The 22794-nt window shown below is 70.8% G+C and carries 22 protein-coding genes; 9 read left to right on the forward strand and 13 right to left on the reverse strand.

Annotation, left to right across the window (positions count from 1 at the left end; translation table 11 throughout):
• From IE317_RS44930 to IE317_RS41100, 3 genes are all read left to right on the forward strand, one after another.
• Positions 1–87: hypothetical protein (locus tag IE317_RS44930; protein ID WP_229903190.1), on the forward strand; the 87-nt coding region annotated here is incomplete at its 5' end.
• Positions 84–1472 (forward strand): family 2B encapsulin nanocompartment shell protein, encoded by a 1389-nt coding sequence (locus IE317_RS41095; RefSeq protein WP_191316762.1) that lies wholly within the window; start codon positions 84–86, stop codon positions 1470–1472. The genes IE317_RS44930 and IE317_RS41095, both read left to right, overlap by 4 nt.
• The gene (locus IE317_RS41100) at positions 1472–2494 is read left to right on the forward strand and encodes a family 2 encapsulin nanocompartment cargo protein polyprenyl transferase (protein ID WP_191316763.1); all 1023 of its coding nucleotides are present in this window, start codon (positions 1472–1474) and stop codon (positions 2492–2494) included. Before IE317_RS41095 ends, IE317_RS41100 begins: the two co-directional genes overlap by 1 nt.
• A gap of 159 nt (positions 2495–2653) precedes the next feature.
• Here IE317_RS41100 and IE317_RS41105 read toward each other — a convergent pair whose 3' ends face one another.
• Complete coding sequence (locus IE317_RS41105) at positions 2654–3784, reverse strand: CapA family protein (protein WP_191316764.1); 1131 nt, start codon at positions 3782–3784, stop codon at positions 2654–2656.
• Positions 3785–4150: 366 nt separating this feature from the next.
• Here IE317_RS41105 and IE317_RS41110 point away from each other — a divergent pair, with 366 nt between their 5' ends.
• From IE317_RS41110 to IE317_RS41130, 5 genes are all read left to right on the forward strand, one after another.
• A complete protein-coding gene (locus IE317_RS41110; protein WP_191316765.1) occupies positions 4151–5125 on the forward strand; it encodes a substrate-binding domain-containing protein in 975 nt (324 codons plus the stop codon).
• A 75-nt stretch (positions 5126–5200) separates the two neighbouring features.
• On the forward strand, positions 5201–6739 hold the full coding sequence (locus IE317_RS41115) for a sugar ABC transporter ATP-binding protein (RefSeq protein ID WP_191316766.1): 1539 nt from the start codon (positions 5201–5203) through the stop codon (positions 6737–6739).
• A complete protein-coding gene (locus IE317_RS41120; protein ID WP_191316767.1) occupies positions 6736–7761 on the forward strand; it encodes an ABC transporter permease in 1026 nt (341 codons plus the stop codon). Before IE317_RS41115 ends, IE317_RS41120 begins: the two co-directional genes overlap by 4 nt.
• Before the next feature lie 2 nt (positions 7762–7763).
• Positions 7764–8405, forward strand: coding sequence for a FadR/GntR family transcriptional regulator (locus IE317_RS41125; protein WP_191316768.1), 642 nt, complete (start codon positions 7764–7766; stop codon positions 8403–8405).
• An 82-nt stretch (positions 8406–8487) separates the two neighbouring features.
• Positions 8488–9564 (forward strand): glycoside hydrolase family 88 protein, encoded by a 1077-nt coding sequence (locus IE317_RS41130; RefSeq protein WP_191316769.1) that lies wholly within the window; start codon positions 8488–8490, stop codon positions 9562–9564.
• Between the two features lie 53 nt (positions 9565–9617).
• Here the strand turns inward: IE317_RS41130 and IE317_RS41135 are convergent, their stop codons facing one another.
• The 6 genes from IE317_RS41135 to IE317_RS41160 form a co-directional block, all read right to left on the reverse strand.
• A complete protein-coding gene (locus IE317_RS41135; protein WP_191316770.1) occupies positions 9618–10922 on the reverse strand; it encodes a DNA polymerase IV in 1305 nt (434 codons plus the stop codon).
• Position 10923: 1 nt separating this feature from the next.
• Complete coding sequence (locus IE317_RS41140) at positions 10924–11235, reverse strand: transcriptional regulator (protein ID WP_191316771.1); 312 nt, start codon at positions 11233–11235, stop codon at positions 10924–10926.
• A complete protein-coding gene (locus IE317_RS41145; RefSeq protein WP_191316795.1) occupies positions 11232–11855 on the reverse strand; it encodes a hypothetical protein in 624 nt (207 codons plus the stop codon). The genes IE317_RS41140 and IE317_RS41145 overlap by 4 nt, the downstream gene beginning before the upstream one ends.
• A 54-nt stretch (positions 11856–11909) precedes the next feature.
• Positions 11910–12641: an ABC transporter permease gene (locus tag IE317_RS41150; protein ID WP_191316772.1), complete on the reverse strand. Its 732-nt coding sequence runs from the start codon at positions 12639–12641 to the stop codon at positions 11910–11912.
• Positions 12638–13537 carry an ABC transporter ATP-binding protein gene (locus IE317_RS41155; protein WP_191316773.1) on the reverse strand — a complete coding sequence of 300 codons (900 nt, stop codon included), beginning with the start codon at positions 13535–13537 and terminating at the stop codon, positions 12638–12640. The genes IE317_RS41150 and IE317_RS41155 overlap by 4 nt, the downstream gene beginning before the upstream one ends.
• A gap of 153 nt (positions 13538–13690) precedes the next feature.
• The gene (locus IE317_RS41160) at positions 13691–15235 is read right to left on the reverse strand and encodes an alpha/beta hydrolase (RefSeq protein WP_191316796.1); all 1545 of its coding nucleotides are present in this window, start codon (positions 15233–15235) and stop codon (positions 13691–13693) included.
• Positions 15236–15530: 295 nt separating this feature from the next.
• Between IE317_RS41160 and IE317_RS41165 the strand changes: the two genes are divergently transcribed.
• Positions 15531–16700 (forward strand): macrolide family glycosyltransferase, encoded by a 1170-nt coding sequence (locus IE317_RS41165; RefSeq protein WP_191316774.1) that lies wholly within the window; start codon positions 15531–15533, stop codon positions 16698–16700.
• On the opposite strand, the gene IE317_RS41170 is transcribed toward IE317_RS41165, so the two are convergent.
• Genes IE317_RS41170 through IE317_RS41195 form a run of 6 tightly spaced genes read right to left on the reverse strand, consistent with a single transcriptional unit; the run spans position 16691 to position 22715 of the window.
• Positions 16691–18004: a caspase, EACC1-associated type gene (locus IE317_RS41170; protein ID WP_191316775.1), complete on the reverse strand. Its 1314-nt coding sequence runs from the start codon at positions 18002–18004 to the stop codon at positions 16691–16693. The genes IE317_RS41165 and IE317_RS41170 overlap by 10 nt on opposite strands.
• Positions 17997–18374, reverse strand: coding sequence for an effector-associated constant component EACC1 (locus tag IE317_RS41175; protein WP_191316776.1), 378 nt, complete (start codon positions 18372–18374; stop codon positions 17997–17999). Before IE317_RS41175 ends, IE317_RS41170 begins: the two co-directional genes overlap by 8 nt.
• A gap of 53 nt (positions 18375–18427) precedes the next feature.
• Positions 18428–20146 carry an aminotransferase class V-fold PLP-dependent enzyme gene (locus IE317_RS41180; RefSeq protein ID WP_191316777.1) on the reverse strand — a complete coding sequence of 573 codons (1719 nt, stop codon included), beginning with the start codon at positions 20144–20146 and terminating at the stop codon, positions 18428–18430.
• Positions 20143–20910, reverse strand: coding sequence for an amino acid ABC transporter ATP-binding protein (locus IE317_RS41185; RefSeq protein ID WP_308443427.1), 768 nt, complete (start codon positions 20908–20910; stop codon positions 20143–20145). The genes IE317_RS41180 and IE317_RS41185 overlap by 4 nt, the downstream gene beginning before the upstream one ends.
• Positions 20903–21781 (reverse strand): amino acid ABC transporter permease, encoded by an 879-nt coding sequence (locus tag IE317_RS41190; protein ID WP_191316778.1) that lies wholly within the window; start codon positions 21779–21781, stop codon positions 20903–20905. Before IE317_RS41190 ends, IE317_RS41185 begins: the two co-directional genes overlap by 8 nt.
• Positions 21768–22715, reverse strand: coding sequence for an ABC transporter substrate-binding protein (locus IE317_RS41195; RefSeq protein ID WP_191316779.1), 948 nt, complete (start codon positions 22713–22715; stop codon positions 21768–21770). Before IE317_RS41195 ends, IE317_RS41190 begins: the two co-directional genes overlap by 14 nt.
• Between the last annotated feature and the right edge of the window lie 79 nt (positions 22716–22794).

The following is a 22794-nucleotide window of genomic DNA, read 5'->3' on the forward strand; positions in this document are numbered from 1 at the left end:
GTCTCCGCCTACTACTCCGCCGCCGTCCTCGTCCCCGACGCCCTCGCCGTCCTCGAAAGCGCCGAGATCGGCCGGGAAACGCCGTGACCGTCACCGAAGAGACCACCTCGGTCCAGCTGTCGCTCAGCGTCACCGCGGCGCGGACGCTGACCACGACCACCAAGACGCTGCCGCAGATGCGCGGCATCACCACCCGCTGGCTGCTTTCGCAGCTCCCGTGGGTGGACGTCCCGGCCGGCAGCTACCGGGTCAACCGGCGGCTCACCTACACCCTCGGCGACGGCAAAGTCTCCTTCTACAACACCGGCGCCCGCGTTCAGGTGGTGCCCGCCGAGCTGACCGAACTCGCGCTGCTGCGCGGCTTCGGCGACGAAACGGCGTTGGGTGCGCTGGCGGAGGCGTTCGAGCAACGGGAATACGAGCCCGGTGACACCCTCTTCGCCGCCGGCGCCCCGCGGGACACCCTGTTCCTCCTCGCGCACGGCAAGGTCACCCGCCACGGCACCGGGCCCTACGGCGACGACCTGCTCCTCGGCGCCGTCACCGACGGCGACCACTTCGGCGAAGAAGTCCTCGGGCCCGAGCCCGGCGCGTGGCCCTACACCGCCCGCGCGGCCACCCGCGTCATCGCGCTGGTGCTGCCCGCCGGCGTCTACGCGCGGCTCAACGGCCGGTCCGAAGCTCTGCGCACCCATGTCGCCGAAGCACTTTCGCGGCCGCGGAAACCGCAGAACGCCAAGGGGGAAGCCGCGATCGACCTGGCCGCCGGCCACGACGGCGAGCCCCTGCTGCCCGGCACCTACGTCGACTACGACCCCTCGCCGCGCGAGTACGACCTGGCCGTCGCCCAAACCGTGCTGCGGGTGCACAACCGGGTCGCCGATCTCTACAACCAGCCGATGAACCAGCTCGAGCAGCAGCTGCGGCTGACCGTGGAGGCGTTGCGGGAACGCCAGGAACACGAACTGGTCAACAACACCGACTTCGGGCTGCTGCACAACGCCGACCTCAAGCAGCGGCTCACCACCCGCACCGGCCCGCCGACCCCGCTGGACCTGGACGATCTGCTCTGCCGGCGGCGCAAGACGCGCTTCTTCCTCGCCCACCCCCAGGCGATCGCGGCGTTCGGCCGCGAATGCACCGCCCGCCGGATCTACCCGGACACGACCGTGCTGGCCGGCAAACGCGTCACCGCCTGGCGCGGGGTGCCGATCCTGCCCTGCGACAAGATCCCGGTGAGCGCGGCGGGGACGACGTCGATCCTGGCCATGCGCACCGGCGAAGACGACGCCGGCGTGATCGGCCTGCGCCCGAAGTCGCTGCCGGACGAATACCAACCCGGGCTCAACGTCCGGTTCATGGGCTCCGACGACCGCGCGATCACCTCGTACCTGGTCAGTGCCTACCATTCCGCGGCCGTGCTCGTTCCCGACGCTCTCGGCGTGCTCGACGACGTGCAGATCGGCCACTGATGACCACGATGAACACGAGAACCGCGGCGCGCCCGCTCGCCGGCGTCCTCGCGTGGAGCAAGGGACTGGTCGACCCGGCGCTGCGGACGGCCGCCGAGCGGCTGCCGGAGGTGATGCGGCGGATCGCCGCCTACCACTTCGGCTGGCAGGACGCCCACGGGCGGCCGGCGGCCACCGACGGCGGCAAGGCGCTGCGGCCGGCGTTGGTGCTGCTGTGCGCGGAAGCGGCGGGCGGCGACGCGGCCGACGCCGTGCCCGCCGCCGTCGCGGTCGAGCTGGTGCACAACTTCTCGCTGCTGCACGACGACGTCATGGACGGCGACACCACCCGGCGGCACCGCGCGACGGCGTGGACGGTGTTCGGCACCGGGCCGGCGATCCTGGCCGGGGACGCGTTGCTGAGCCTGGCGTTCGAAGTGCTGGCCCCGAGCGGGGCGGCGCACGCGAAGGTGCTGTCGGCCGCGACACTGGCCCTGCTCGAAGGCCAGGCCGCGGACCTGGACTTCGAGCAACGCGACGACGTCACCCCCGGCGAGTGCGTCCGGATGGCGGAGGGCAAGACAGCGGCCTTGCTGGGCGCGGCCTGCACGCTCGGGGCGGCGACCGGACCGGACGGCACGGACGACCGCTTCGGCGCGTTCGGCCAGGCGGTGGGCCTGGCGTTCCAGCACGTCGACGACCTGCTCGGCATCTGGGGCGACCCGGCCGTCACCGGCAAACCGGTGTACTCGGACCTCCAGAACCGCAAGAAGTCCCTGCCGGTGGTGACGGCCCTGTGTTCCGGCACCCCGGCCGGCGCGGACCTCGCCGCGCTCTACGCCCGGAGCGAGCCCCTGGACGAGACCGAGCTGGCCCGTGCGGCTTCCCTCGTCGAGACCGCGGGCGGCCGCCAGTGGAGCCAGGCCCAGGCGGACGCGTTGCTCGCCAAGGCCCTGCGCGACCTCACCGCCGCCGTCCCACCCTCCCGGGCCACCACCGAACTCGCCGCCCTGGCCCGCCTCATCACCACCCGCACCCACTGACCCGTGCCCGCAGGGGCATCACCCGTGATCGGCCGGGCATCTCACGTGATTGGAGGGGCATCTCACGTGATTGGAGGGGCATCGCGGAGATGCCCTCTCAATCACGCGTGATGCCCCTCTGCGCACGCGTGATGCCCGTGGGATCACACGAGATGCCCGTTACCTGCCGGGGCGGGTGAGGCCGGATTTGTCGGCGTTGAGGCTCAGGATGTTCTTGTCCGTGTCCTGGAGGGCCTTGGTGACCTGGGGAGACGAGGGAGATGTCGACAAGTCGATCAGGCGGATCGGGGCGTCAAGGCGGATCAGGGTCGGGATGTACTCGGCTTTGTCGACCTTCCAGCGGTCTCCGTCGCGGACGAAGCGGAAGCGGGCGGCCGCGCCCTCTTCCGTGTCGCCCTTGGGTTCGGAGTGGCGGGCGACGCTGTTGCCCAGCCCGTAGGCCACCCACTTGCCGCCGATCTTCTCGAACGGCTGGACCACGTGGGCGTGGTGGCCGACGATCAGGTCGACGTCGTCCGACGCCAGGATCCTCTTGGCCTGCGACCGCTGCTCGGCCGTCGGCTCGTGCTGGTACTCCACGCCCCAGTGCAGGCTCGCGATGACGACCTGCGCGCCGGCTTGGCGGGCTTTGCGGGCCGCCGCCAGCACGGCGTCGACATCGATCTGGTTGGCCAGCCACGGTTTGCCGGCCGGCACCTTGATGCCGTTGAAGCCGAACGCGTACGACACCTGCGCGACCTTGACGCCGTGGACGTCGAGGATCAGCGGCTTCGCGGCTTCGGCCGCCGACCGGGCCGAGCCGGTGTGCTTGACGCCGACGGCGTCGAGCTTGTCCAGGGTACGGGTGACGCCCTCGGCGCCCTGGTCGATCGTGTGGTTGGACGACGTCGAGCAGGTGTTGTAGCCGGTGTCCTTGATCGCGTCGGCGATCTCCGGCGGCGCGCTGAACGACGGGTAGCCGCTGTAGGGCCCGCCCTCCGGCGCCAGCGGCGTCTCGAGGTGACAGATCCCGAGGTCGGCCCCGGAAATCAGCGGCTTGATCCCGGCCAGCAGCGGCCGGTAGTCGATCTTGCCGCCGCCGTCGGCCTCGGCCTGTTCGGTCAGCGCCGGGTGGATGAGGACGTCCCCGGTGGCGACGACGCTGAACGACCCCTCGGGCGCGCCAGCCGAAGACGGAGCCGCCGTTTCCGGGAACGGCGTCGGCGCCGGCCCCTGCTGCCGCGGCGGGTTGCTGCACGCGGCCACCAGGACGGCGACCCCGGCGAGCGCGGCGACGCGGTACTTCGTCATCGGGTCCCCCTAACGTGGTCCGGCCATCCTGCCAGCCGGTCCGCACGAGCAGCGACGGCATCCCGGGGATCAGCAACATCCACCACAGTCGACAACACCGATCAGAACATTGTTACCTGGCAAAACCGGACAACGCCCAGCCCAGGTACGAAAAAATACGATAAATCACCCGGGCATGCGTCACGACAGAACTACAGAGGGTAGGTCTCGCTCCGCTAACTGCGCCTTGACGCTCCTCGAACGGGTGTTTTGTAATACGAGTCACTGCGCTAACCCGACCGATCCACTCGACCTCGGCCCCCATGGGAGCACTCGATGTCCACATACCCGCACAGGTTCCGGACCTGGAGCGTTGTTGGTTGTTGTTTGATTTCCGGCGCCCTGCTGGCCTCCTGCTCTTCCGGCAAAGACACCGCCGCGCCGCAGCAGCAGGCACCCGCCAACGGCAAGATCACCCTGTACTACCTGCAGAAACAGGGTGACCAGCAGTACTTCGTCGAGCAGGCCCAGGGCGCGCAGGAGAAGGCGAAGGAGCTCGGCGTCGAGCTCAAGGTCGTCAACCTCGGCCAGGACGCCAACAAGGCGATCACCGAACTGGACGCGGCGGTCGCGCAGGGCGCCAACGGCGTCGCGATCGTCGTCCCGGACCAGGCCATCGGCCCGCAGGTGATCGACAAGGCCAAGAGCGCGGGCATCCCGCTGATCGCGTCCGACGACGTCATCAAGGACGGCACCGGCGCGAAGGCCCCGTTCGTCGGCTTCAACGGCAGCCAGATGGGCGACTCGGTCGGCACCGAGGCCGGGAAGCTGTTCAAGGCCGCGGGCTGGGCCGCCGCCGACACGAAGATCATCAGCGCGTACAAGCAGGACCTGACCGTCTGCACCGACCGCGTCAACGCCGCGAAGTCCGCGTTCGCCAAGGCCGCGGGCGCGGACGTCCAGGTCATCGACGTCGGCACCGACAACTCCCCGGTCGACGCGCAGAACCGCTCCGGCGCGGTGATCGGCTCCAACCCGGGCGTCAAGCACTGGGTGGTCTGGGGCTGCAACGACGAGAACGAGACCGGCGTCGTGACCGCGCTGGCCAACTCCGGTGTCCAGGCGGAGAACATCATCGGCGTCGGGCTCGGCGCCTACCTCGACTGCAAGGACTGGGCCGCGAACAAGGACACCGGCAACAAGGCCGCGCTCTACATCTCCGGCGCCGAGGTCGGCCGCTCGGCGATCCAGGTGCTGGTCGACAAGGTGAAGAACGGCAAGGAGCTGCCCGCGGAGACGATCGCCAAGACCACGATCGTCAACAAGGACAACTACAAGCAGGCCGGCGTCAACTGCACCTGACCGCCCACCCCTCGTGAGTGGTAAGGCGGGTTCTAACCCGCCTTACCACTCACGACCGCCGTACGGAAGGCGACCATGTCCAGCTCTCCTCCCGCGCTCGCCGTCGAGGGCATCGGCAAGCGCTTCTCCGGGGTCACCGCCCTCGACGACGTCTCCCTGGAGTTCCGCTCCGGCGAAGTCCTGGCCCTGATGGGCGAAAACGGCGCCGGCAAGTCGACGCTGCTGCGCGTGCTGTCCGGCGACCAGGGCCCGGACGAGGGCCGGCTGCTCCTGGACGGCACCGAAGTCGCCTTCGACACGCCGCGCGCGGCGATGGCCGCCGGGGTGCGCGTCATCTACCAGGAACCCGAGATCATCCCGCACGTTTCGGTGGCGGAGAACGTCTTCGTCGGCGAACTCCCCGCGAAGGCCCGGGTGTTCAGCCGCCGCACGCTCACCAACGCCACGCACGACGCCCTCGTCGAGTACGGCTTCGAAGGCGTCCTCAACCCGGCGACGCTCGGCGCCGCGCTCTCCCCCGCGCAGCGGCAGCTCGTCGAGATCCTGCGGGTGCTCACCGCGGCCACTCCGCCGCGGGTGATCGCCTTCGACGAACCGACGTCGTCGCTGTCCGAACACGAGGTCGAGGCGCTGTTCCGGCTGATCGGGCGGCTGCGCGACAGCGGTGTCGCGGTCGTGTACGTCTCGCACCGGATGAAGGAGATCTTCCAGCTCGCCGACCGCGTCGCCGTGCTGCGCGACGGCAAGCTCGTCGGCGTCCAGCGGGCCGCGGAGACCGACGAGGCCGGCCTGGTCCGGATGATGATCGGCCGCGACCTCTCGGCGCTCGAGCGCCGCGTCACCCAGGACACCGGCGACGTCGTGCTGAAGCTGACCGACGTCACGACCGACGACGTCACCGGCATCTCGCTGCAGGTCCGCGCGGGCGAGGTCGTCTGCCTGGCCGGGCTGGTCGGCGCGGGCCGCTCCGAGCTGGCCCGGGCGATCGTCGGCGACCTGCCGATCCGGTCCGGGACCGTGGAACTCGACGGCAAGCGGCTGCGCGCGCACAACCCGGGTGACGCCGTCAAAGCGGGCATCGGCTTCGCGCCCGAAGAGCGCAAGACGGACGCGTTGCTCATGCAGCGGTCCGTCCGCGACAACGTCTCCATCGCCGTCCTGGATCGGCTTCGGCGCTTCCGGGTCGTGAAGCGGGCGAAGGAACGCGCGCTCGTCGAGGAGTACGTACGCGAGCTTCGCGTGCGGACGCCGTCGATGGAGCAGGAAGTCCGCAAGCTTTCCGGCGGCAACCAGCAGAAGGCCGTCCTCGCGCGCTGGCTCGCGCGGCGGCCGAAGCTGCTGATCCTCGACGAACCGACGCGCGGGGTCGACGTCGGCGCGAAAGCCGAGATCTACCGGATCATCGACGGCCTCGCCGCCGAAGGCATCGCGCTGCTGGTCATCTCCTCCGACCTGCCCGAGGTGCTGACGCTGGCCGACCGCATCCTCGTCATGCGTGCCGGGCGCCTCGCCGGAGAGCTCGGCCGCGAGGAAGCGACCGAAGAGGCCGTGCTGACCCTCGCCATCCCCGAAACCGAACCAGCCGTGGACGACGCCCAGGAGATCGGCGCATGAGTACCCCCACCAAGGAAACGTCGGCGCCTGCCGCACCGCCGCAGCCGAGCGCCGCGCGCCGCGTGCTGTCCGGCATCGGCGTGCAGAACTCCAGCCTGATCATCACGCTGATCGCGCTGGTGATCCTGCTGAGCGTGCTGAACGAGAACTTCTTCCGCACCAACAACCTGCTGCTGATCGGCAGCGCGATCACCATCATGGGCCTGCTCGCGCTGGTCCAGACCCTGGTGATCATCCTGGGCGCGCTGGACATCTCGGTCGGTTCGATGGCCGGGCTGGCCTCGGTCATCTCGGCGATGGTGTTCACCTCGACCGGCAACGCCGAGGTCGGCATCCTCGCCGCGGTCGGCGTCGGCATCCTGTGCGGCCTGGTCAACGGCATGATCATCATCTTCGGCCGGGTCAACCCGGTGGTCGCGACGCTGGCCATGCTCGCCACCTACAAGGGCATCGCGCAGGTCATCTCCGACGGCAAGGCGCAGGGCTACACCGGCGGCGACGACCTGTTCATCTTCCTGGCCAAGGGCGCGATCGCGGGCCTGCCGTCGCTGGTGTGGGTGTTCCTGATCGTCGCGGCACTGCTGCACTTCCTGCTCAAGTACACCGACATCGGCCGCAACGTCTACGCCATCGGCGGCAACGACACCGCCGCGCGGCTGGCCGGCATCAACATCAACCGGTACATCATCGGCGTGTACGCCCTGGTCGGCGTGGTCGCGGCGATCGCGGGCGTGCTGATCACCGCCCGCACCGGCTCCGGCCAGCCGACGTCCGGCTCGGAAGGCCTGGAGCTGCAGGCGGTCACCGGCGCCGCGCTCGGCGGCACGATGCTCAAGGGCGGCCGCGGGTCGATCATTTCGACCGTGCTCGCGGTGGTCATCCTCGGCGTGCTCGACAACGGCATGTCCGGGCTGGGCATCAACCCGTTCTGGCAGAACGTCGCCCACGGCGCGCTGCTGGTGATCGCGGTCGTGCTGCAGCAGCTGCGCAGCGGGGAGCGGCGCGTCGGCCTGCCCGAGTAACGGTGCGCAACCTCCACGCGCGCATCGTCGACGAATTGGGCCGGCTCATCGTCGAAGGCGCTCTCGGGGACGGGCAGCCGCTCGTCCCCGAGGAGCTGGGCCGGCGGTTTTCCGCGTCGCGCACGGTGGTCCGCGAGGCGTTGCGCGTGCTCGAGTCCAAGGGCATGGTCACCGCGCGCCCGCGGGTCGGGACCTGGACGCTGCCGCCCGAGGCGTGGGACGCGATCGACCCGGACGTCATCGCCTGGCGCGTCGGCGGGCCCGGCGGCCGCGAGCACCTACGCGAGCTGCTGGAACTGCGGCTGGCCATCGAACCGCAGGCGGCCCGGATGGCGGCGCTGCACCGGCGTCCCGACGAGCTTTCGGCGATGGCGGCGGCCTACGCGCAGATGGCCGACGCCGAGGACACCGCGGCCTTCGAGGCCGCCGACGCGCAGTTCCACGCGGCGCTGGTCCGCGCGGCGGGGAACACGTTGATCGCGCAGCTGCAGGTGCCGGTGGTGGCGGCGCTGCGGGCGCAGGGCGAACCGGTGGACACGCTCGTCGCGCATTCCCGGGTGCTGACGCTGGTGCTGGCGAAGAACGCCGACGGCGCCGAGACAGCGTGCCGCCGATTGCTGGAAACCGTTGCGGCGTACCGGTGATCGGTACCTTGACACGGTTACCGGGACGCGCTTCACTCGCTGCGGATGCCCGCCGCCATGACCTGTTGAGGAGGACGCTTTCATGCGTTTCCCGGGAATTCGCGGTTTCGGCGTGCTCGCGGCCACGGCGTTGGCGGGCGGTCTCTTCACCGCCCCGGTGGCGACCGCGGCGACCTGCACCATTTCCGACGAAATGGTGTCCGCGGGCAACTACTGGGTGACCAACGGGACGAACCTCGACGCGCCGGACTGGCAGAACGCCACGTTCCACGTCGGCAACCTCGCCCTGGTCCGGACCACCGGCCAGTCCAACCACAAGACCTACCCCTGGGCCCAGGCCAACAAGTACCTGCTCCCGGACGACCCGAAGCGGCCGTTCTTCCCGGACAACCAGGCGGCCGGCGAGGCGTACCTCGACCTGTACACCTACTTCCACCCCGAGATTCCCCTGGATTCGATTCGCACGCGGATCCGCGACGAGGTGGCGTCCGTCCAGGCGGGCCACCGCGACTACTGGAACTACGTCGACGCGCTGAACATGGCGATGCCGTCGTTCGCGCGAATGAGCCTGATCGACCACGATCCGTCCTATTTGGACGCCATGGACCAGCTCTTCCGGTCGTCGGAACACAAGCTGTTCAACGAGTTCACCGGCCTGTGGTACCGCGACGCGCGGTTCAAGGGCTCGGGCGTGTTCTGGTCCCGCGGCAACGGCTGGGCCCTGGCGGCGTTGACGAAGGTGCTCCAGGTGCTGCCGGCGGACGACCCGCGGCGGCCGGAGTACCTGCGTGTGTTCAAGAAGATGGCGGCCACGCTGGCGCTGGTCCAGCGACGGGACGGCTTCTGGAACTCGGACCTGCTGAACCCGTGGGACCACGGCGGCCCCGAGGCCAGCGGCACGGCGTTCTTCGCGTTCGGCCTCGGCTGGGGCGTCAACGCGGGCATCCTCGACGCGGCCCGCTTCCGCCCGGTGGTGGACAGGGCGTGGACGGCGCTGTCGACGAAGGCCCTGCAGCCCAACGGCTTCGTCGGGTACGTCCAGCCGGTGGGCGACCGCCCGGCCGCCGCGCACGCGACCGACACGGCGGCATACGGAGTGGGCGCGTTCCTGCTGGCGGGCCAGCAGGTGGCCCTGCTGCAAGGCTGTTCGGCACCCTAGGGCCAAATGCCACAATCACGTGGCATTTATAAGTGCCACATGATTGTGGCAATTCAGCTTAGGCAGTCGCGGGGGTCTCCGCGGGTCAGGGCCGGGTCCGACTGGAGGAAGGTGCGCGCGACGCCGGGGCCGGAGGACCGGCGCTCGAAGCGGACCGTCACCCGGCCGTGGCCCGCGCCCTGGACCCAGCCCGTGCCGAACTCCTCGTGGACCACGTCGTCGCCTTGACGCCACTCCGAAGGCGCCGCGGGAGCCGGGGCTGACACCACGGTCGACGTCGAAGGCACCGAAGGCGCGGCCAGGCTGAACAGCGCGTCCTGGTGCGGCACCGAAAGCCCGCTGTAGGCCACGCCCGCCAGCCGGATGCCGCCGAACTCCGCCGGGTCGATCAGCAGGCGCTCGGCCGTCGCCGCCAGCTCGGCCAGGTCGTCCGTGGGCGCCGAGATCGTCTCGGACCGGGTCACCGTGTGCATGTCCGTGTGCCGCAGCTTGATCACCACCGTCCGCGCCACCCGGCCGGCCTTGACCAGCCGCTGGTGCGCGCCCACGGCGATCCGGCGGACCTCCGCCCGCAGCGAGGCGAGGTCCTTGATGTCGGTGTCGAACGTCGTTTCGGCGCTGACCTGCTTGGTCTCGGCACGACCGGCCACCGGGCGGTCGTCCACACCGGTGGCCAGCCGGCGCAGGTCGCGGCCGACCACGCCGCCGAGCGTGGCCACCGCGTCCGGTTCGGACAGTGCGGCCAGCTGCCCGAGCGTCTGCACGCCGATGAACCGCAGCTTCCCTTCGGCGACCGGGCCGATGCCCCACAGCGCGCGCACCGGTAGGGGTGCGAGGAACTCCCGTTCGGTGCCCTGCGGCACCACCAGCAGCCCGTCCGGTTTGGCTTCGTCGGAGGCGATCTTCGCGATCTGCTTGCCGTTGCCCGCCCCGATCGACGCCACCAGGCCGGTTTCCGCGCGGATCCGGGCGCGCAACGAGGCACAGAACGAAGTCACCTCGTCGAGCGAAGCGCCGACCAGTGACGGTGGTTCGGCGAAGGCTTCGTCGAGGGAGATCTTCTCCAGAACCGGGGCCACCGACGTGACGACCGCGAAGACCTCTTGGCTGAGCCGCTCGTAGACGCGGAACCGCGGCGGCACGATCACGCCGTTCGCCGGCAGCAGCCGCCGTGCCTGGGCCATCGGCATCGCCGAGCGGATGCCGAACGCGCGCGACTCGTAACTGGCCCCGGCGACGACCCCGCGGGGTCCGGTGCCGCCGACGAGCACCGGGCGCCCGGCCAGCGTCGGGCGGGTGAGCTGCTCGGCCGAGGCGTAGAAGGCGTCCAGGTCGAGGTGGATCACCCAGCGGCTCACGTCAGTCCCCGCCGGTGGCGTCCAGCAGCTGGTGCAGCGCCTTGGTGTAGCTCTCGAACGCGGCCCGGCCGGCCGTGGTCAGCCGGACCAGGGTGACCGGCGTGCGGTGTTCGTAGGCCTTGGTGATCTCGACGTACTCGGCGTCTTCGAGCTTGCGCAGGTGCGTCGAGAGGTTGCCCGCCGTCATGTCCAGCAGCTGCTGCAGCCGCGGGAAGGTGATCTGGTCGCCCGCGCGCAGCCCGGCGAGCGCGACGGTGACCCGCAGCCGCGCCTGGGCGTGGATGACGGGGTCGAGCTGCGGCAGGTCGCTCATCGGCCGGTCTTCTCGCGGACGAAGTAGACGATCGCGCCGAGCAGGAACCCGCCCCCGCCGCAGACGGTGAGCACGAGGAAGTTCGCCGGGTAGCCGATCAGCACGCTCAAGGCGGCCGACACGATCATCCACGCACCGAGGCCGTACATGAGCCGGTCCTGCCACACCATGCCACCGGCCAGGTACATCACGCCGGTGAGCAGCAGCCACGTGCCGGTCCACAGCAGCGACACCTGCTCGGACGACAGCGCCTGGAACTGCGTGATCCGGATGTCGACGACCATCAGCCCGATCGAGCCGAGCGCCCAGCCGTAGCCGTACATCGCGCCGACCGTGCGGGACGGCCCGCGGATACCGCGGCCGGTGCGGATGCTGGTGAACGCCGTGTAGGCGACGGCGCCGAGGAAGAGCAGCGGGACGACGATGCCGCCGGAGACCCAGCCGGGGATGCCCACGCCGGGCAGCGTCGTGACGTAGGTGAAGCCCCAGCCGACGATCCAGGCGAGGGCCCAGGCGGCGAGCATCCGTGCCGGGCCCCCGCCCAGTTCCCGGCGCGTCCGCCGGTTCTGCTGGGCGATCAGGTTCAGCGACTCTTCGGCCGACATCGGCTCGTCTTCCACCTGGTTCGCCCTCTCCCGTGCCACTCCCTCGACTGCACGGAAGCTAACACGCATTCACAGCCGGGCCGTGTCCAGCCGGAAGCGGCGCACCACGATCAGGGCGGGCACGACCAGCCAGCCCAGCAGCACCAGCGCCGCCAGGAGCATCCCGCCCTGGTGGGCCAGCGGTTCGAGGCCGATCCGGCCGAGCCAGTACGTCGGGAAGAAGCGCGCCAGCGAAGCCATCCAGTCCGGGAGCACCCAGAGCGGGATCCACAGGCCGCCGAGCATGCCCAGGGGCATCATCAGCGCGCCGGTCACCGCGCCGACCGTGTCCCCCTTGCCGAACAGGCCGATGGCCAGGCCCAGCACGGCGAACGGGAGCACGCCCAGCCACAGCGAGCCCAGCACCAGCAGCCACTGCGCGGCGGTCATCTCGACGCCCGTCGCCAGGCCGGCGAGGAACAGCACCACGAGGACCGGCAGGGCCACGGCCATCGCCGAGAGGACCTTGACCACCAGGTAGCCGGGGCCGCGCATCGGCGTCAGCCGCAGCTGCCGCTGCCAGCCGTCGGTGCGTTCCTGCGCCACCCGCGTCCCGGTGAACAGGGCGCCGCCGCTCGCGCCGTACGCGGCCAGGTTGATCATGGTCTGGACGTTCGAGGCGAGACCGTTCGGCGCCACGAGCTTGCCGAAGATCGAGCCGAACAACAGGAACATGGCCAGCGGCATGCCGATGGTGAAGACGGTGAACTGCGGGCTCCGGACGATCCGCTTGATCTCCAGGCTCAGGTACGTCGTGTTCACGCGGCGGCCTCCTCGGCGGTCAGCGCCAGGAAGGCCTCTTCGAGGCCGAGCGCGGTGATTTCGATGTCGGACGCGTCCGGGTGGGCGAGCAGCAGGGCGCGGATCGCGGCGTCGGAGTCGGCGCAGGCCAGCTCGGCGCGACCGCCGCGCAGCTGGACGTCGGTGACGCCCGGCAGGCGCGCGAGGTCCGCGTCGGTCGCGCCCGGCACGACGGCCTTGAGCACCCGGCCGGACACCGCGGCCCGGACTTCGGCGACCGGGCCGTCGGCGACGACGACGCCGTGGCGCATCAGCACCACGCGGTCGGCGTAGTCTTCGGCCTCGGCCAGGTAGTGCGTGGCGAACAGCACCGTCCGGCCGCCGGCGGCGAACTCGCGGATGGCCGCCCAGAACGCGCGCCTGCCGTCGACGTCCATCGCCGCGGTGGGCTCGTCGAGCACGAGCAGCTGCGGGTTGCCGGCCAGGGCGAGGGCGAACCGGACGCGCTGGCGTTCCCCGCCGGACAGCTTGCCGCAGCGGCGTTTCACGAGGTTCTCCAGCCCGGCCCGGGCGATCACTTCGGTGGCGGGCAGCGGGTTCTCGTGCGTCGAGACGATCAGGCCGACGAGCTCGCCGACGGTGGCGTCCGGCAGCAGCGCGCCGTTCTGCATCATCGCGCCGACGAGCCCCCGGTCGACGGCCTCCCGCGGGCTGCCACCCGCGACGGTCACCTCCCCCGCGTCCGGCTTGGTCAGGCCGAGCAGCATGTCGACGGTGGTCGACTTGCCCGCGCCGTTCGGCCCGAGCAGCGCGACGACCTCGCCGCGCGCGACCTCGACGGACACCCCGCCGACCGCCGTGACCTGCCCGAACCGCTTGGTGAGGCCGTGCAGCGCGAACGCCGGTCCCCCAGTCATGGCGTCCTCCTTCCGTGGACTTTGAATCGCAAAGTTGATGCGCACTTTGTAACACAAAGTCCGCGCAGGTTCAAAGCCCCCGGTACCGGAAAGCAAGAAAAACGGGGTGCCGGGCAGTGTGCCCGGCACCCCGTTTTTCAGGGTCTCCGCAGGTCAGCCGGTGAACCGCCCGGCCACCATGCCCTGCGTCGCCGCGATGTCGGCCTTCGCGGCCGTCGGGGCCGGCGGCGTCGGCTGCGGCAGCGGGGCGCACTCGACGTCGGCCGTGCGGCCCGGCTTGCGGGCCGGGAGCGCGCCCGTCGCCAGGTAGTCGGCGATCTTGGTGTCGACGCACGCGTTGCCGCGCGGGGTGATCGCGTGGCTGGTGCCGCCCGGCTCCGCGATCAGCGAAGCACCGGGGAACCGGCTGCGGACCTCGAGGCTGCCTTCGAACGGCGTCGCCGCGTCCAGCGTCTCGTCGATCATCAGCACGCTCTGCACGCCCCGGCCGTCGATCTTGGTGGGCTTCCCGGCCTTCGCCGGCCAGTACAGGCAGGGCGCGTTGAACCAGGCGTTCTGCCAGGTGAAGTACGGCGCCTTGGTGAAGGTCTGCCAGTTGTCGCGCTTCCACTGGTTCCAGCTCTGCGGCCACTGGACGTCGGTGCACTGCACGGCGAGGTACACCGCGTAGCCGTTGTCGTCGCCACGGCCGCCGAAGGCCTCGAACAGCGTCTTCCAGTTCTGCCAGTCACCCTGGTTGACGAACCGGGACAGCGCGTCGCCCAGCAGCGTCCACCGCAGCTGGTAGTAGCTCGCCTGCTGGATGACGTCGAGGATCTCGTCCGGCCCGATCACGCCGCCGGCCGGGTTGAACTGCGCCTTGAGCAGCTGCTCGTTGACCACCCGCTGCACGGCGGCCTGCGTCTTGCCGAGGTGGTAGACGTCGTCGTGCTGGGCCAGCCAGCCGAACCAGATCAGGATGTTCTTGTCGAAGGCGATGTCCTGGTTCAGGTTGTCGCCGTACCAGACGCCGCGCGGGTCGACCGTCGAGTCGAGCACCATCCGCCGGACGTTCTGCGGGTACAGCGAGCCGTACACCTGGCCGAGGTAGGTGCCGTAGGAGTAGCCGTAGAAGTTCAGCTGCTTCGCCCCGAGCGCCTGGCGGAGGGAGTCCATGTCCTTGACCGTGTCGGTCGTCTTCATGTTCTCCAGCAGCGCGCGCGAGTTGTTCTTCGCGCAGGCCTCGGCGTAGCCCTTGGAGCGGTTCAGCCAGGTCTTCTCCAGCTGCGGGGTGAACGGCACGTACTGCGGCCGGTTGTAGTCCATGTAGTTCGGGTCGCAGCTGAGCGCGGGCTTGCTGGCGCCGACGCCGCGCGGGTCGAAGCCGACCCAGTCGTAGGCGTCGCCGGCGTGGTTGGGCACGCGCGGGCCGCGGGTGGCGAGCAGCAGGCCGGACCCGCCGGGGCCACCAGGGTTCGTCAGCATGACGCCCTGGTACTGCGCGTCGGGCACCTTGTGCTTGACGCGGCTGACGGCGAGCTGGATCTGTTCCCCGGCCGGACGGCGGTAGTCGAGCGGCACCGAGAGGTACCCGCATTCGGCGCCGGCGGTGACCAGCGTGGGATCGGTGCACGGTCCCCAGGCGATGGCCTGGCCCCCGGGTGCGGCGTTCGCGGCCGGCGCGGCCACGAGCGCGGACGCGACCGCGGCGGCGGCCACCGCGGCCAGAAAGGCACGTCTCACTGATTTCTCCCTTTCCCCTGCGACTTCGGGCGGGAGAACCCTAGTCCCGGCGCGGCCGTGCCGGGACGGTCAAACGGGTGCGGACCCCGAATGCCCTACGAAAGGCGGAAATCGGGTGGCGCGGACGTTCCGGGATCCCGTACGTTCGGTTCCATGATCTTCTTCATCCGGCTTCGCCTCGTCTGAGACGGCGTGACCGCCGGGCTCCCCGCGTACCGGGAGGGTCCCTTCACCTGCGCGCCGTCTGGTCTTTCTCCCTTGAAGGAGCACCATGCTGCGCAAACACATCGTCATGGTCGGCTGCACCGCGCCGAGCCACGTCTACCCGTCGCTGGGCGTGCTCGCCGAGCTGGTCCGGCGCGGGCACCGGGTGTCCTACGTCGTCGGCTCGCCGCTGGCCTCGCTGGTGGCACCGACGGGCGCCGAGGTCGTCGAGCACCCGACGATCTTCCCGCTCGGCGAGGCGGCCGTGTGGCCGGAGGAGCCGGCCGAAGCCATGCGCGTCTTCCTCGACGAGGCCATGGCCATCCACCCGCTGCTGACGTCCCGGTTCGACACCGACCGGCCGGATCTGGTCCTGTACGACATCGGCGGGCTGGGTGCGCCGCTGCTGGGTGCGCGCTACGGCGTGCCCGCGGTGCAGCTGTCGCCGACGCTGGTGGCGTGGGAGGGCTACGACGAGGACATGGCTTCGGTGATGGCGCCGATCAAGGCGTCACCGTCCGGTGTGGACTATGCGAAAACTCTCTCGGGGTGGCTTGCGCCCCACGGCGTTTCGGCCGATCCCTGGGAGTGGCTGGGGCATCCGGAGCGGGTGCTTTCGCTGATCCCGCGGGCGATGCAGCCCCAGGCGGACCGGGTGGGCCCGCACGTGCGGTTCGTCGGGCCGTGCCTGGATCCGGCGCGGCTGGCCGACCGGTCGTGGACGCCGCCGTCGTCGGGCCGCCCGGTGCTGCTGGTGTCGTTCGGGACGGCGTTCACCGACCAGCTCGAGGTCTATCGGGCGTGCGTTGCCGCGTTCGCTTCGGACTGGCACGTGGTGATGTCCATCGGGAAGCACGTGTCGCCTGCGTCTCTCGGGCCGCTGCCGCCGTCGGTGGAGGTGCACGAGAACGTGCCGCAGCTGGCGGTGCTCGAAGCGGCGTCGGCGTTCATCACGCACGCGGGGATGGGCGGGGCGACGGAAGCGCTGTGGTTCGGGGTCCCGACGGTGGCGATTCCGCAGGCCGCGGACCAGTTCGGCAACGCGGCCCAGCTCGAGGCGCTGGGAGTCGGCCGGCACCTGCCCGCGGAGTCGGTGACGGCTTCATCGCTGCGGGAGGCGGTCGATGAGGTGTCCTCGTCGGCTTCGGTGGCTGCGCGGCGGGCGTCACTGAAGGCGGAGATCCGGGGACACGGCGGGGTTTCCGTCGCCGCGGACGCGGTGGAGTCCTATCTGTAGTAGCCGCCGGAATTGCTGCTGCCGCTGCTGCCGGAACCGTTCAGCGTGAGCAGGAGGATCAGCAGGACGGTCCCGGCGACCAGGATCGCGATCGCGACCGCGAGCCAGATCTTCGCGCGGCGGGAGAGTTTCTTCTTCTCAGCGGTTTCGTCGCTCTCGGCGGCCGCCACCGGCTCGGTGGCGGCCGCCTCGGGCTCGGTCACGGCCGCTTCCGAAGCCACCGGCGGTCCGGGCTCGGCGGCCACCGGCGCCGCGGCGGTCCGCGGCTCAGGCTCGGCGGCGACCGGCGCCACCACCTCGACCGGCGGCTCCAGCGGCGCCACCTCGACCGGCGGCTCCGACGCCACCACCTCGACCGGCCCCTCGGCCTCCCCCACCCAAGCGGCCGCCGCCGCCGAAACCGTCCGGCTGTCGTCGTCCACCAGCCGGCGGATCTCCTCCGCCGTCCGCTGCCGCACCCACTCGTTCCCCACCCGGTGAAGCCGCTTCAGCCCTTCCAGCGCGTTCAGCCGGTCCGAAGCGATCGGGCTCGCCAGCCCGTGCCGCAGGTACTCCGGCAGCTCCCACCGCGGGTTCCGCGCCAGCACGATGCGTCCCTCCACATCGGACTGGTGCTTCGGCCGCTGCCGCGGCATCTCCGCCACCACGCGCTCGTGGACGTAGCTGTACAGCTCGTCCACCGTGACGTTTCCGTCGCCGTCGAGGTCGGCGCTTCCGTCTCGCAGGCCCGCCACCAGGTGCCGGGTGAACACCGAGCGGGCTGCCGAGCCCACCACCGCATCGCCCTCGAACGAATACTGCGTCGCGTCCGAGGCCGTCAGCACCGCGCGGCCGCGGCCCTGGAACCGCTCCAGCGTGTGCACGTCCGCACCCGACTTCGCCAGGCGCCCGGCCGGGAACGCACCGCTGTAGCAGCAGTCCAGCACCAGCACCTTCTGCCGCGACGGGCAGCCCGCCATCGCGCGGTCGACCAGCTCCGCCGCCAGTGCCGTGAACATCAGGCTGTCCCGGCGGGTGTTGGCCATCGCCAGGTACAGGCTGCCGTCGTCGTCCTTGACGCCGTGGCCGGTGAAGTACAGGAGCGTGAGCTCGTCGCGGCGGCGCCCCCGGTAGAACTCGCCGATCGCCTCGCCCACCACGTGGTGGGGCTGGTCGACCAGCGTCGTCACCTCGAAGCCGGCGATCGCCGGGTCGCTCAGGACGGCGGCCAGCTCCCGTGCGTCGCCGCCGGGTGCGGTCAGCTGCCGCAACGCCGGGTCGGCGTAGGTCTCCGTCGCGATCAGCAGCGCGTGACGGCTAGCCATGGCGGCGGACGAAGGCGTCGATCAGCTGCTGGCGCTCGGCCGACGTCGCGCGCTCCAGCTCGACCGTGTCGCCGTCGATGGTCACCTTGATCTTGTGCTTGCCCGCCTGGCGGCCCAGCCACTCGCGCAGCGTCTCGACCAGCCCCGGGAACACGCCACCGGCCGCGCTGAACGCCACCATCAGCGAGCCGATCGTCACCGGGTCGGCGGCCTTGGCTCCCGCCGGGAGCTCGGCCGGCACCGGCAGCAGGTCGACGTCCAGCCCGCCCAGCTCGGCCCGCAACCGGCGGGCGAGCAGGTCGAACTCTTCGGCGTCCGCCTCGCCGTCCGGTTCGAGGCGGACCAAGGCCCGCGTGTCCGATTCGGTCATGCGCGCCATCGTGCGCCCGAACGGCCGCAGGGACAAGGTCCGTTCGGGCAGCGTCAGGCGCGGATCTCGTTGAGGTAGTTGTAGATCGTGTACCGGGTGACGTCGAGGCGCCCGGCCAGGTGGTCGACCGCGTCCTTGATGAGGAAATAACCGGCTTCGTCGAGCTCCCGCACCACGGCCGCCTTGTGCCGCTTCTTCATCAGGTCGACCGGGATGCCCGCCTTCGTCACCGCCCGGTCCACGAGGAACCGCTGCAGGCTGTCGACGTCCGGTGGGAAAGTCTCCGGCTCGCCGTTGCCGCCGGCGGACGCGGCCTCCTCGACGCTGTTGACGCACAGGCAGCCGACCGCGACCCCGTCGGCGTCCCGCAGGAACAGCGTCGAGGAGCGGATCGGCCGGCCGTCGGGGCCGTGGGTGCGGTAGTTCGTCAGGTCCTGGGTGGTGCCGCGGCGGACCAGGCCGAGCAGCAGGTCGGTCATCGGGCCGCCGACGCTGCGGCCGGTGAGGTCTCCGGCGATCGCGATGATCGAGTCCGGCAGCCGGCTCAGGTCGTGCAGCAGGACTTCGTTGCCCGGGCCGAGCATCGCCGCGAGCCCCGGGATGGCCGGGACCAGCGCGGTGAGCACGTCGTGCGTGGTCGCCCCCGCGGCCGGGACGACCAGGGGCGCACGCGGCGCCGTCAGCGTCTCCAGCGCTTCCCGGAGCAGGTCGGCGGCCGCGGCCGGGGTCGAGGCGTGCGGCGACAGCCGGACGTGCTCGGGCCGCACGGTCGCCGCGATCCCGGCGTTGGCCAGCGCCGCCCCGACCTGCTCGGCGGGGTGGCCGGGCAGCGTGAACGCCAGGATTCCCGCGCGCCGGTCGACCGCCGAGACGACTTCGGCGCCGCAGGAGGCCAGGACCTCTTCGAAGGAGGCCAGCCGCTCGGCGATCCGGGCCGCGATGGCCCCGGCGCCGGCGTCCTCGACCAGCTCCAAGGCCTCGGCGAACGCGCCGGAGGTGATCGGGCTGAGGTTGGAGATCGACCAGGCCTGCGCGGTCGCGTCCGGCGGGTGGATCTCGTCGTCGAACAGGCCCGGGTCACGCGCGCCGGTCCAGCCCGACAGCACCGGGTCCATCCGCTCCAGCGCGCGGTCGGACAGCACCGCGAAGCCGGTTCCCCAGCCCGCGCGCAGCCACTTCTGCCCGCCGACGACCAGGACGTCGGCGACCTCCCAGGGCTCCTCGACGACGCCGAAGCCCTGGATGCCGTCGACGACCAGCAGCCGGTCGCCGACGACGTCGCGCAGCGCGGCGAGGTCGGCGCGGTAGCCGGTGCGGAAGTCGACCGCGCTGACGCTGACCGTCGTGATCTCCTGCGTCAACGCATTGGCGACGCGCTCCGGCGTGACATAACCGCTGGTCAGACGGCGGACGCGCAGGCGCCCGGCCTGTTCGGCGCGGGCCCACGGGTAGGTATTGGCCGGGAACTCCGACGCCGACACCAGCACTTCGCCGGAGCTGTGGAACGCGGCCTGGAACAGGCCGAGACTGGTGTGCGGCAGCAGCACGGTGTGGTCGGTGTCCGAGCCGGACAGCCGCGCGGCGGCGGCCTTGGCCCGGACCTCCTGCCGCATCAGCTCGTCCACAGTGGACGGCCCGGCCGTGGTGGCCTGGTCGAGCAGGGCGGCCGTCGTGTCGAGCACCGCGTGCGACGGCGGGCCGAAGCGGGCGAAGTCGAGGTAGCCGGCGGGCTCGTCGAACTGGAGCAGGTAGCGGGGCGAAATCCGGGTCACGCGAGGATCCTCGCCAGGAACTGCCGGGTGCGGTCGTGCTTCGGCGCACTCAGTACCTCCGACGGCGGCCCGGTCTCCACGACGGCGCCGTCGGCCAGGAACACCACCTCGTCGGCGGCCTCCGCGGCGAAGCTCATCTCGTGCGTCACGACGACCATCGTCATCCCCTCCCCCGCCAACGTACTCATGACTTCGAGAACCTCGCCGACCAGCTCCGGGTCGAGCGCCGACGTCGGCTCGTCGAACAGCATCAGCTTCGGCTTCATCGCCAGCGACCGCGCGATCGCCACGCGCTGCTGCTGCCCGCCGGACAGCTGCGCCGGGTAGGCGTCGGCCCGGTGCGCGAGCCCGACGCGGTCCAGCAGCTCGAGGCCCTGCTTGTGGGCGTCGTCCGGTTTGAGCCCCAGAACCCGGATCGGGCCCTCGACGACGTTCTCGAGCGCGGTCCGGTGCGCGAAAAGGTTGAACCGCTGGAAGACCATGCCGATGTCCCGGCGCTGGCGGGCGACCTCGCGTTCGCGCAGCTCGTAGAGCTTGCCGCCGCGCTGCCGGAAGCCGATCGGCTCGCCGTCGACCCAGATCTGGCCGGCGTCGATGGTCTCGAGGTGGTTGATGCAGCGCAGGAACGTGCTCTTCCCCGCGCCGGACGGGCCCAACAAGCAGACCACCTGTCCCTTGTGGACTGCCAGGTCGATGCCGCCGAGGACTTCGGTGTGGCCGTAGGACTTCCGGACGCCGACGGCGCGCAGCAGGGGTTCAGACACGGGCACTCCTCACCAGCGGCACGCCGCGCAGGGCCTTGCCGGCGCGGGACAGCGGCCCGCGGTCGGCCTGCCCGAACGCGCGTTCCAGGTAGTGCTGGCCGACGCGGGCGACGGTCACCACGACCATGTACCAGACGGCCGCGGCCAGCAGCGTCTCCATCACCAGGAGGTTGTTGGACGAGATGTTGTTGGCCGCGTGGATCAGCTCGGTCACGCCGATCACCGACGCCATCGACGTGCCCTTGAGCATGTTGATGAAGTCGTTGCCGGTGGGCGGGATGATCACGCGCATGGCCTGCGGCAGCACGACCCGGCGCAGCGTCGCGGCCGGCGTCATGCCGATCGACTTGGCCGCCTCGGTCTGCCCGCTGTCCACGCTGTTCAGGCCGGCCCGCACGATCTCGGCCATGTACGCGCTTTCGTTGAGCGCCAGGCCGAGGAACGCGGCGGTGAACGCGCTGATCAGCACGTTCGTCTGCTCGTGGACGAGGAACGGGATGTCGATGACCGGGAAGACGAGCGCCAGGTTGTACCAGAGCAGGATCTGCAGCAGCACCGGAAGCCCGCGGAAGATCCAGATGTACCCGGCGGCGAACCACCGGGCGACCGGGTTGGCGCTGCGGCGCAACAGGGCGATGACGATGCCGAGCACGATCGCGACGGCCTGGGAGAGCACCGCGAGGACGACGGTGTTGAGCAGGCCGGTCGCCATCACCTTGTAGAAGACGAAGTCCGGGACCTGGTTCCACTCGATCTCCGCGTTGCCGAGGGCGATGCCGAGCAGAACGAGCAGCGCGACGATGATCGCGGCGGCGACCCAGCGGCCCCAGTGGCGGAGCCGGACGATCGGGAGCGGTTCAGGAGCCGCCATTGACGGCCGCCTCCTTGATCGCGCCCTGCTCGACACCCCAGGCCTGCAGGATCTTGCCGTAGGTGCCGTCGGTGATCAGGGCCTGGAGCGCCTTCTGCACGGAGTCCCGCAGCTGGGTGTTCTGCTTGTTGACGCCGATGCCGTACGGGCCGCCGTCGATCGGCTCACCGGGGACGACCTCGAAGAACTTGCCGTCGCCGGCGGTGCGCGAGATGTAGACGGCGCTGGGGAGGTCGTTGAGGATCGCCTGGACGCGGCCGGTGCGCAGCTGGTTCTGGTTCTGGTTGTCGCTGTCGGTCGCGGTGACGGTGATCGCGGGCTTGCCGGCCTGGGTGCACTTCGTGCTCTGCTCGGTGGCGAACTTCTGGTGGCTGGTGCCCTGCACGACGGCGACGTTCTTGCCGCACAGGGTGTCCGGCCCGGTGATGCCGTCGGGGTTGCCCTTGCGGATCATGATCGTGATGCCGGAGGTGAAGTAGTCGACGAAGTCGATCTGCTGCTGCCGGGCCTTCGTGTCGTTCATGCCGGCCATGGTGAGGTCGATGCGGCCGGACTGGAGGCTGGTGATGAGCGAGCCGAACGCCATGTCCTGGTGCGTGACGGCGACCCCGAGCTTGGCGGCGATCGCCTTGGCGAGGTCGACCTCGTAGCCGATCGGCGTCTTGCCGTCGGCGGCGTAGAAGTTGTTGGGCGCGGACTGCAGGTTCGAGGCCAGGTGCAGGCCGGCCTGCTTGACGTTCGCCGGGAGTCCGTCGCTGAGCTGGGCGTCCTTCTGCACACCCTGGACGATCGCCGCGGTGTCCGGGATGCCGGAGGCGGGCGCCCCGGCGGCCTGCGACGTCCCGCCCGCGCCGTCCGGACCGCCACCACAAGCCGTCACCAGCACGGCAACGCTCGCGAGCAACACCGCCTGCACGGTACGAGAACGGGACATAACGGACCTCCACTGTTCGACTGGCCGGAACGCTACAACTCCGAGTTGAAGAGGTCAACTGCATGTTGAAATTCTGTCC

The sequence above is a fragment of the Amycolatopsis bullii genome, from assembly GCF_014654205.1.
GTDB classification, from domain to species: Bacteria; Actinomycetota; Actinomycetes; order Mycobacteriales; family Pseudonocardiaceae; genus Amycolatopsis; species Amycolatopsis plumensis.

What these genes read in the sequence shown, in the direction of transcription:
- IE317_RS41100 (WP_191316763.1), top strand. Translation starts at nt 1,472, where the DNA reads ATGACCACGATGAACACGAGAACCGCGGCGCGCCCGCTCGCCGGCGTC.
- IE317_RS41105 (WP_191316764.1), bottom strand. Translation starts at nt 3,784, where the DNA reads ATGACGAAGTACCGCGTCGCCGCGCTCGCCGGGGTCGCCGTCCTGGTG.
- IE317_RS41115 (WP_191316766.1), top strand. Translation starts at nt 5,201, where the DNA reads ATGTCCAGCTCTCCTCCCGCGCTCGCCGTCGAGGGCATCGGCAAGCGC.
- IE317_RS41120 (WP_191316767.1), top strand. Translation starts at nt 6,736, where the DNA reads ATGAGTACCCCCACCAAGGAAACGTCGGCGCCTGCCGCACCGCCGCAG.
- IE317_RS41130 (WP_191316769.1), top strand. Translation starts at nt 8,488, where the DNA reads ATGCGTTTCCCGGGAATTCGCGGTTTCGGCGTGCTCGCGGCCACGGCG.
- IE317_RS41140 (WP_191316771.1), bottom strand. Translation starts at nt 11,235, where the DNA reads ATGAGCGACCTGCCGCAGCTCGACCCCGTCATCCACGCCCAGGCGCGG.
- IE317_RS41155 (WP_191316773.1), bottom strand. Translation starts at nt 13,537, where the DNA reads ATGACTGGGGGACCGGCGTTCGCGCTGCACGGCCTCACCAAGCGGTTC.
- IE317_RS41165 (WP_191316774.1), top strand. Translation starts at nt 15,531, where the DNA reads ATGCTGCGCAAACACATCGTCATGGTCGGCTGCACCGCGCCGAGCCAC.
- IE317_RS41170 (WP_191316775.1), bottom strand. Translation starts at nt 18,004, where the DNA reads ATGGCTAGCCGTCACGCGCTGCTGATCGCGACGGAGACCTACGCCGAC.
- IE317_RS41175 (WP_191316776.1), bottom strand. Translation starts at nt 18,374, where the DNA reads ATGACCGAATCGGACACGCGGGCCTTGGTCCGCCTCGAACCGGACGGC.
- IE317_RS41190 (WP_191316778.1), bottom strand. Translation starts at nt 21,781, where the DNA reads ATGGCGGCTCCTGAACCGCTCCCGATCGTCCGGCTCCGCCACTGGGGC.
- IE317_RS41195 (WP_191316779.1), bottom strand. Translation starts at nt 22,715, where the DNA reads ATGTCCCGTTCTCGTACCGTGCAGGCGGTGTTGCTCGCGAGCGTTGCC.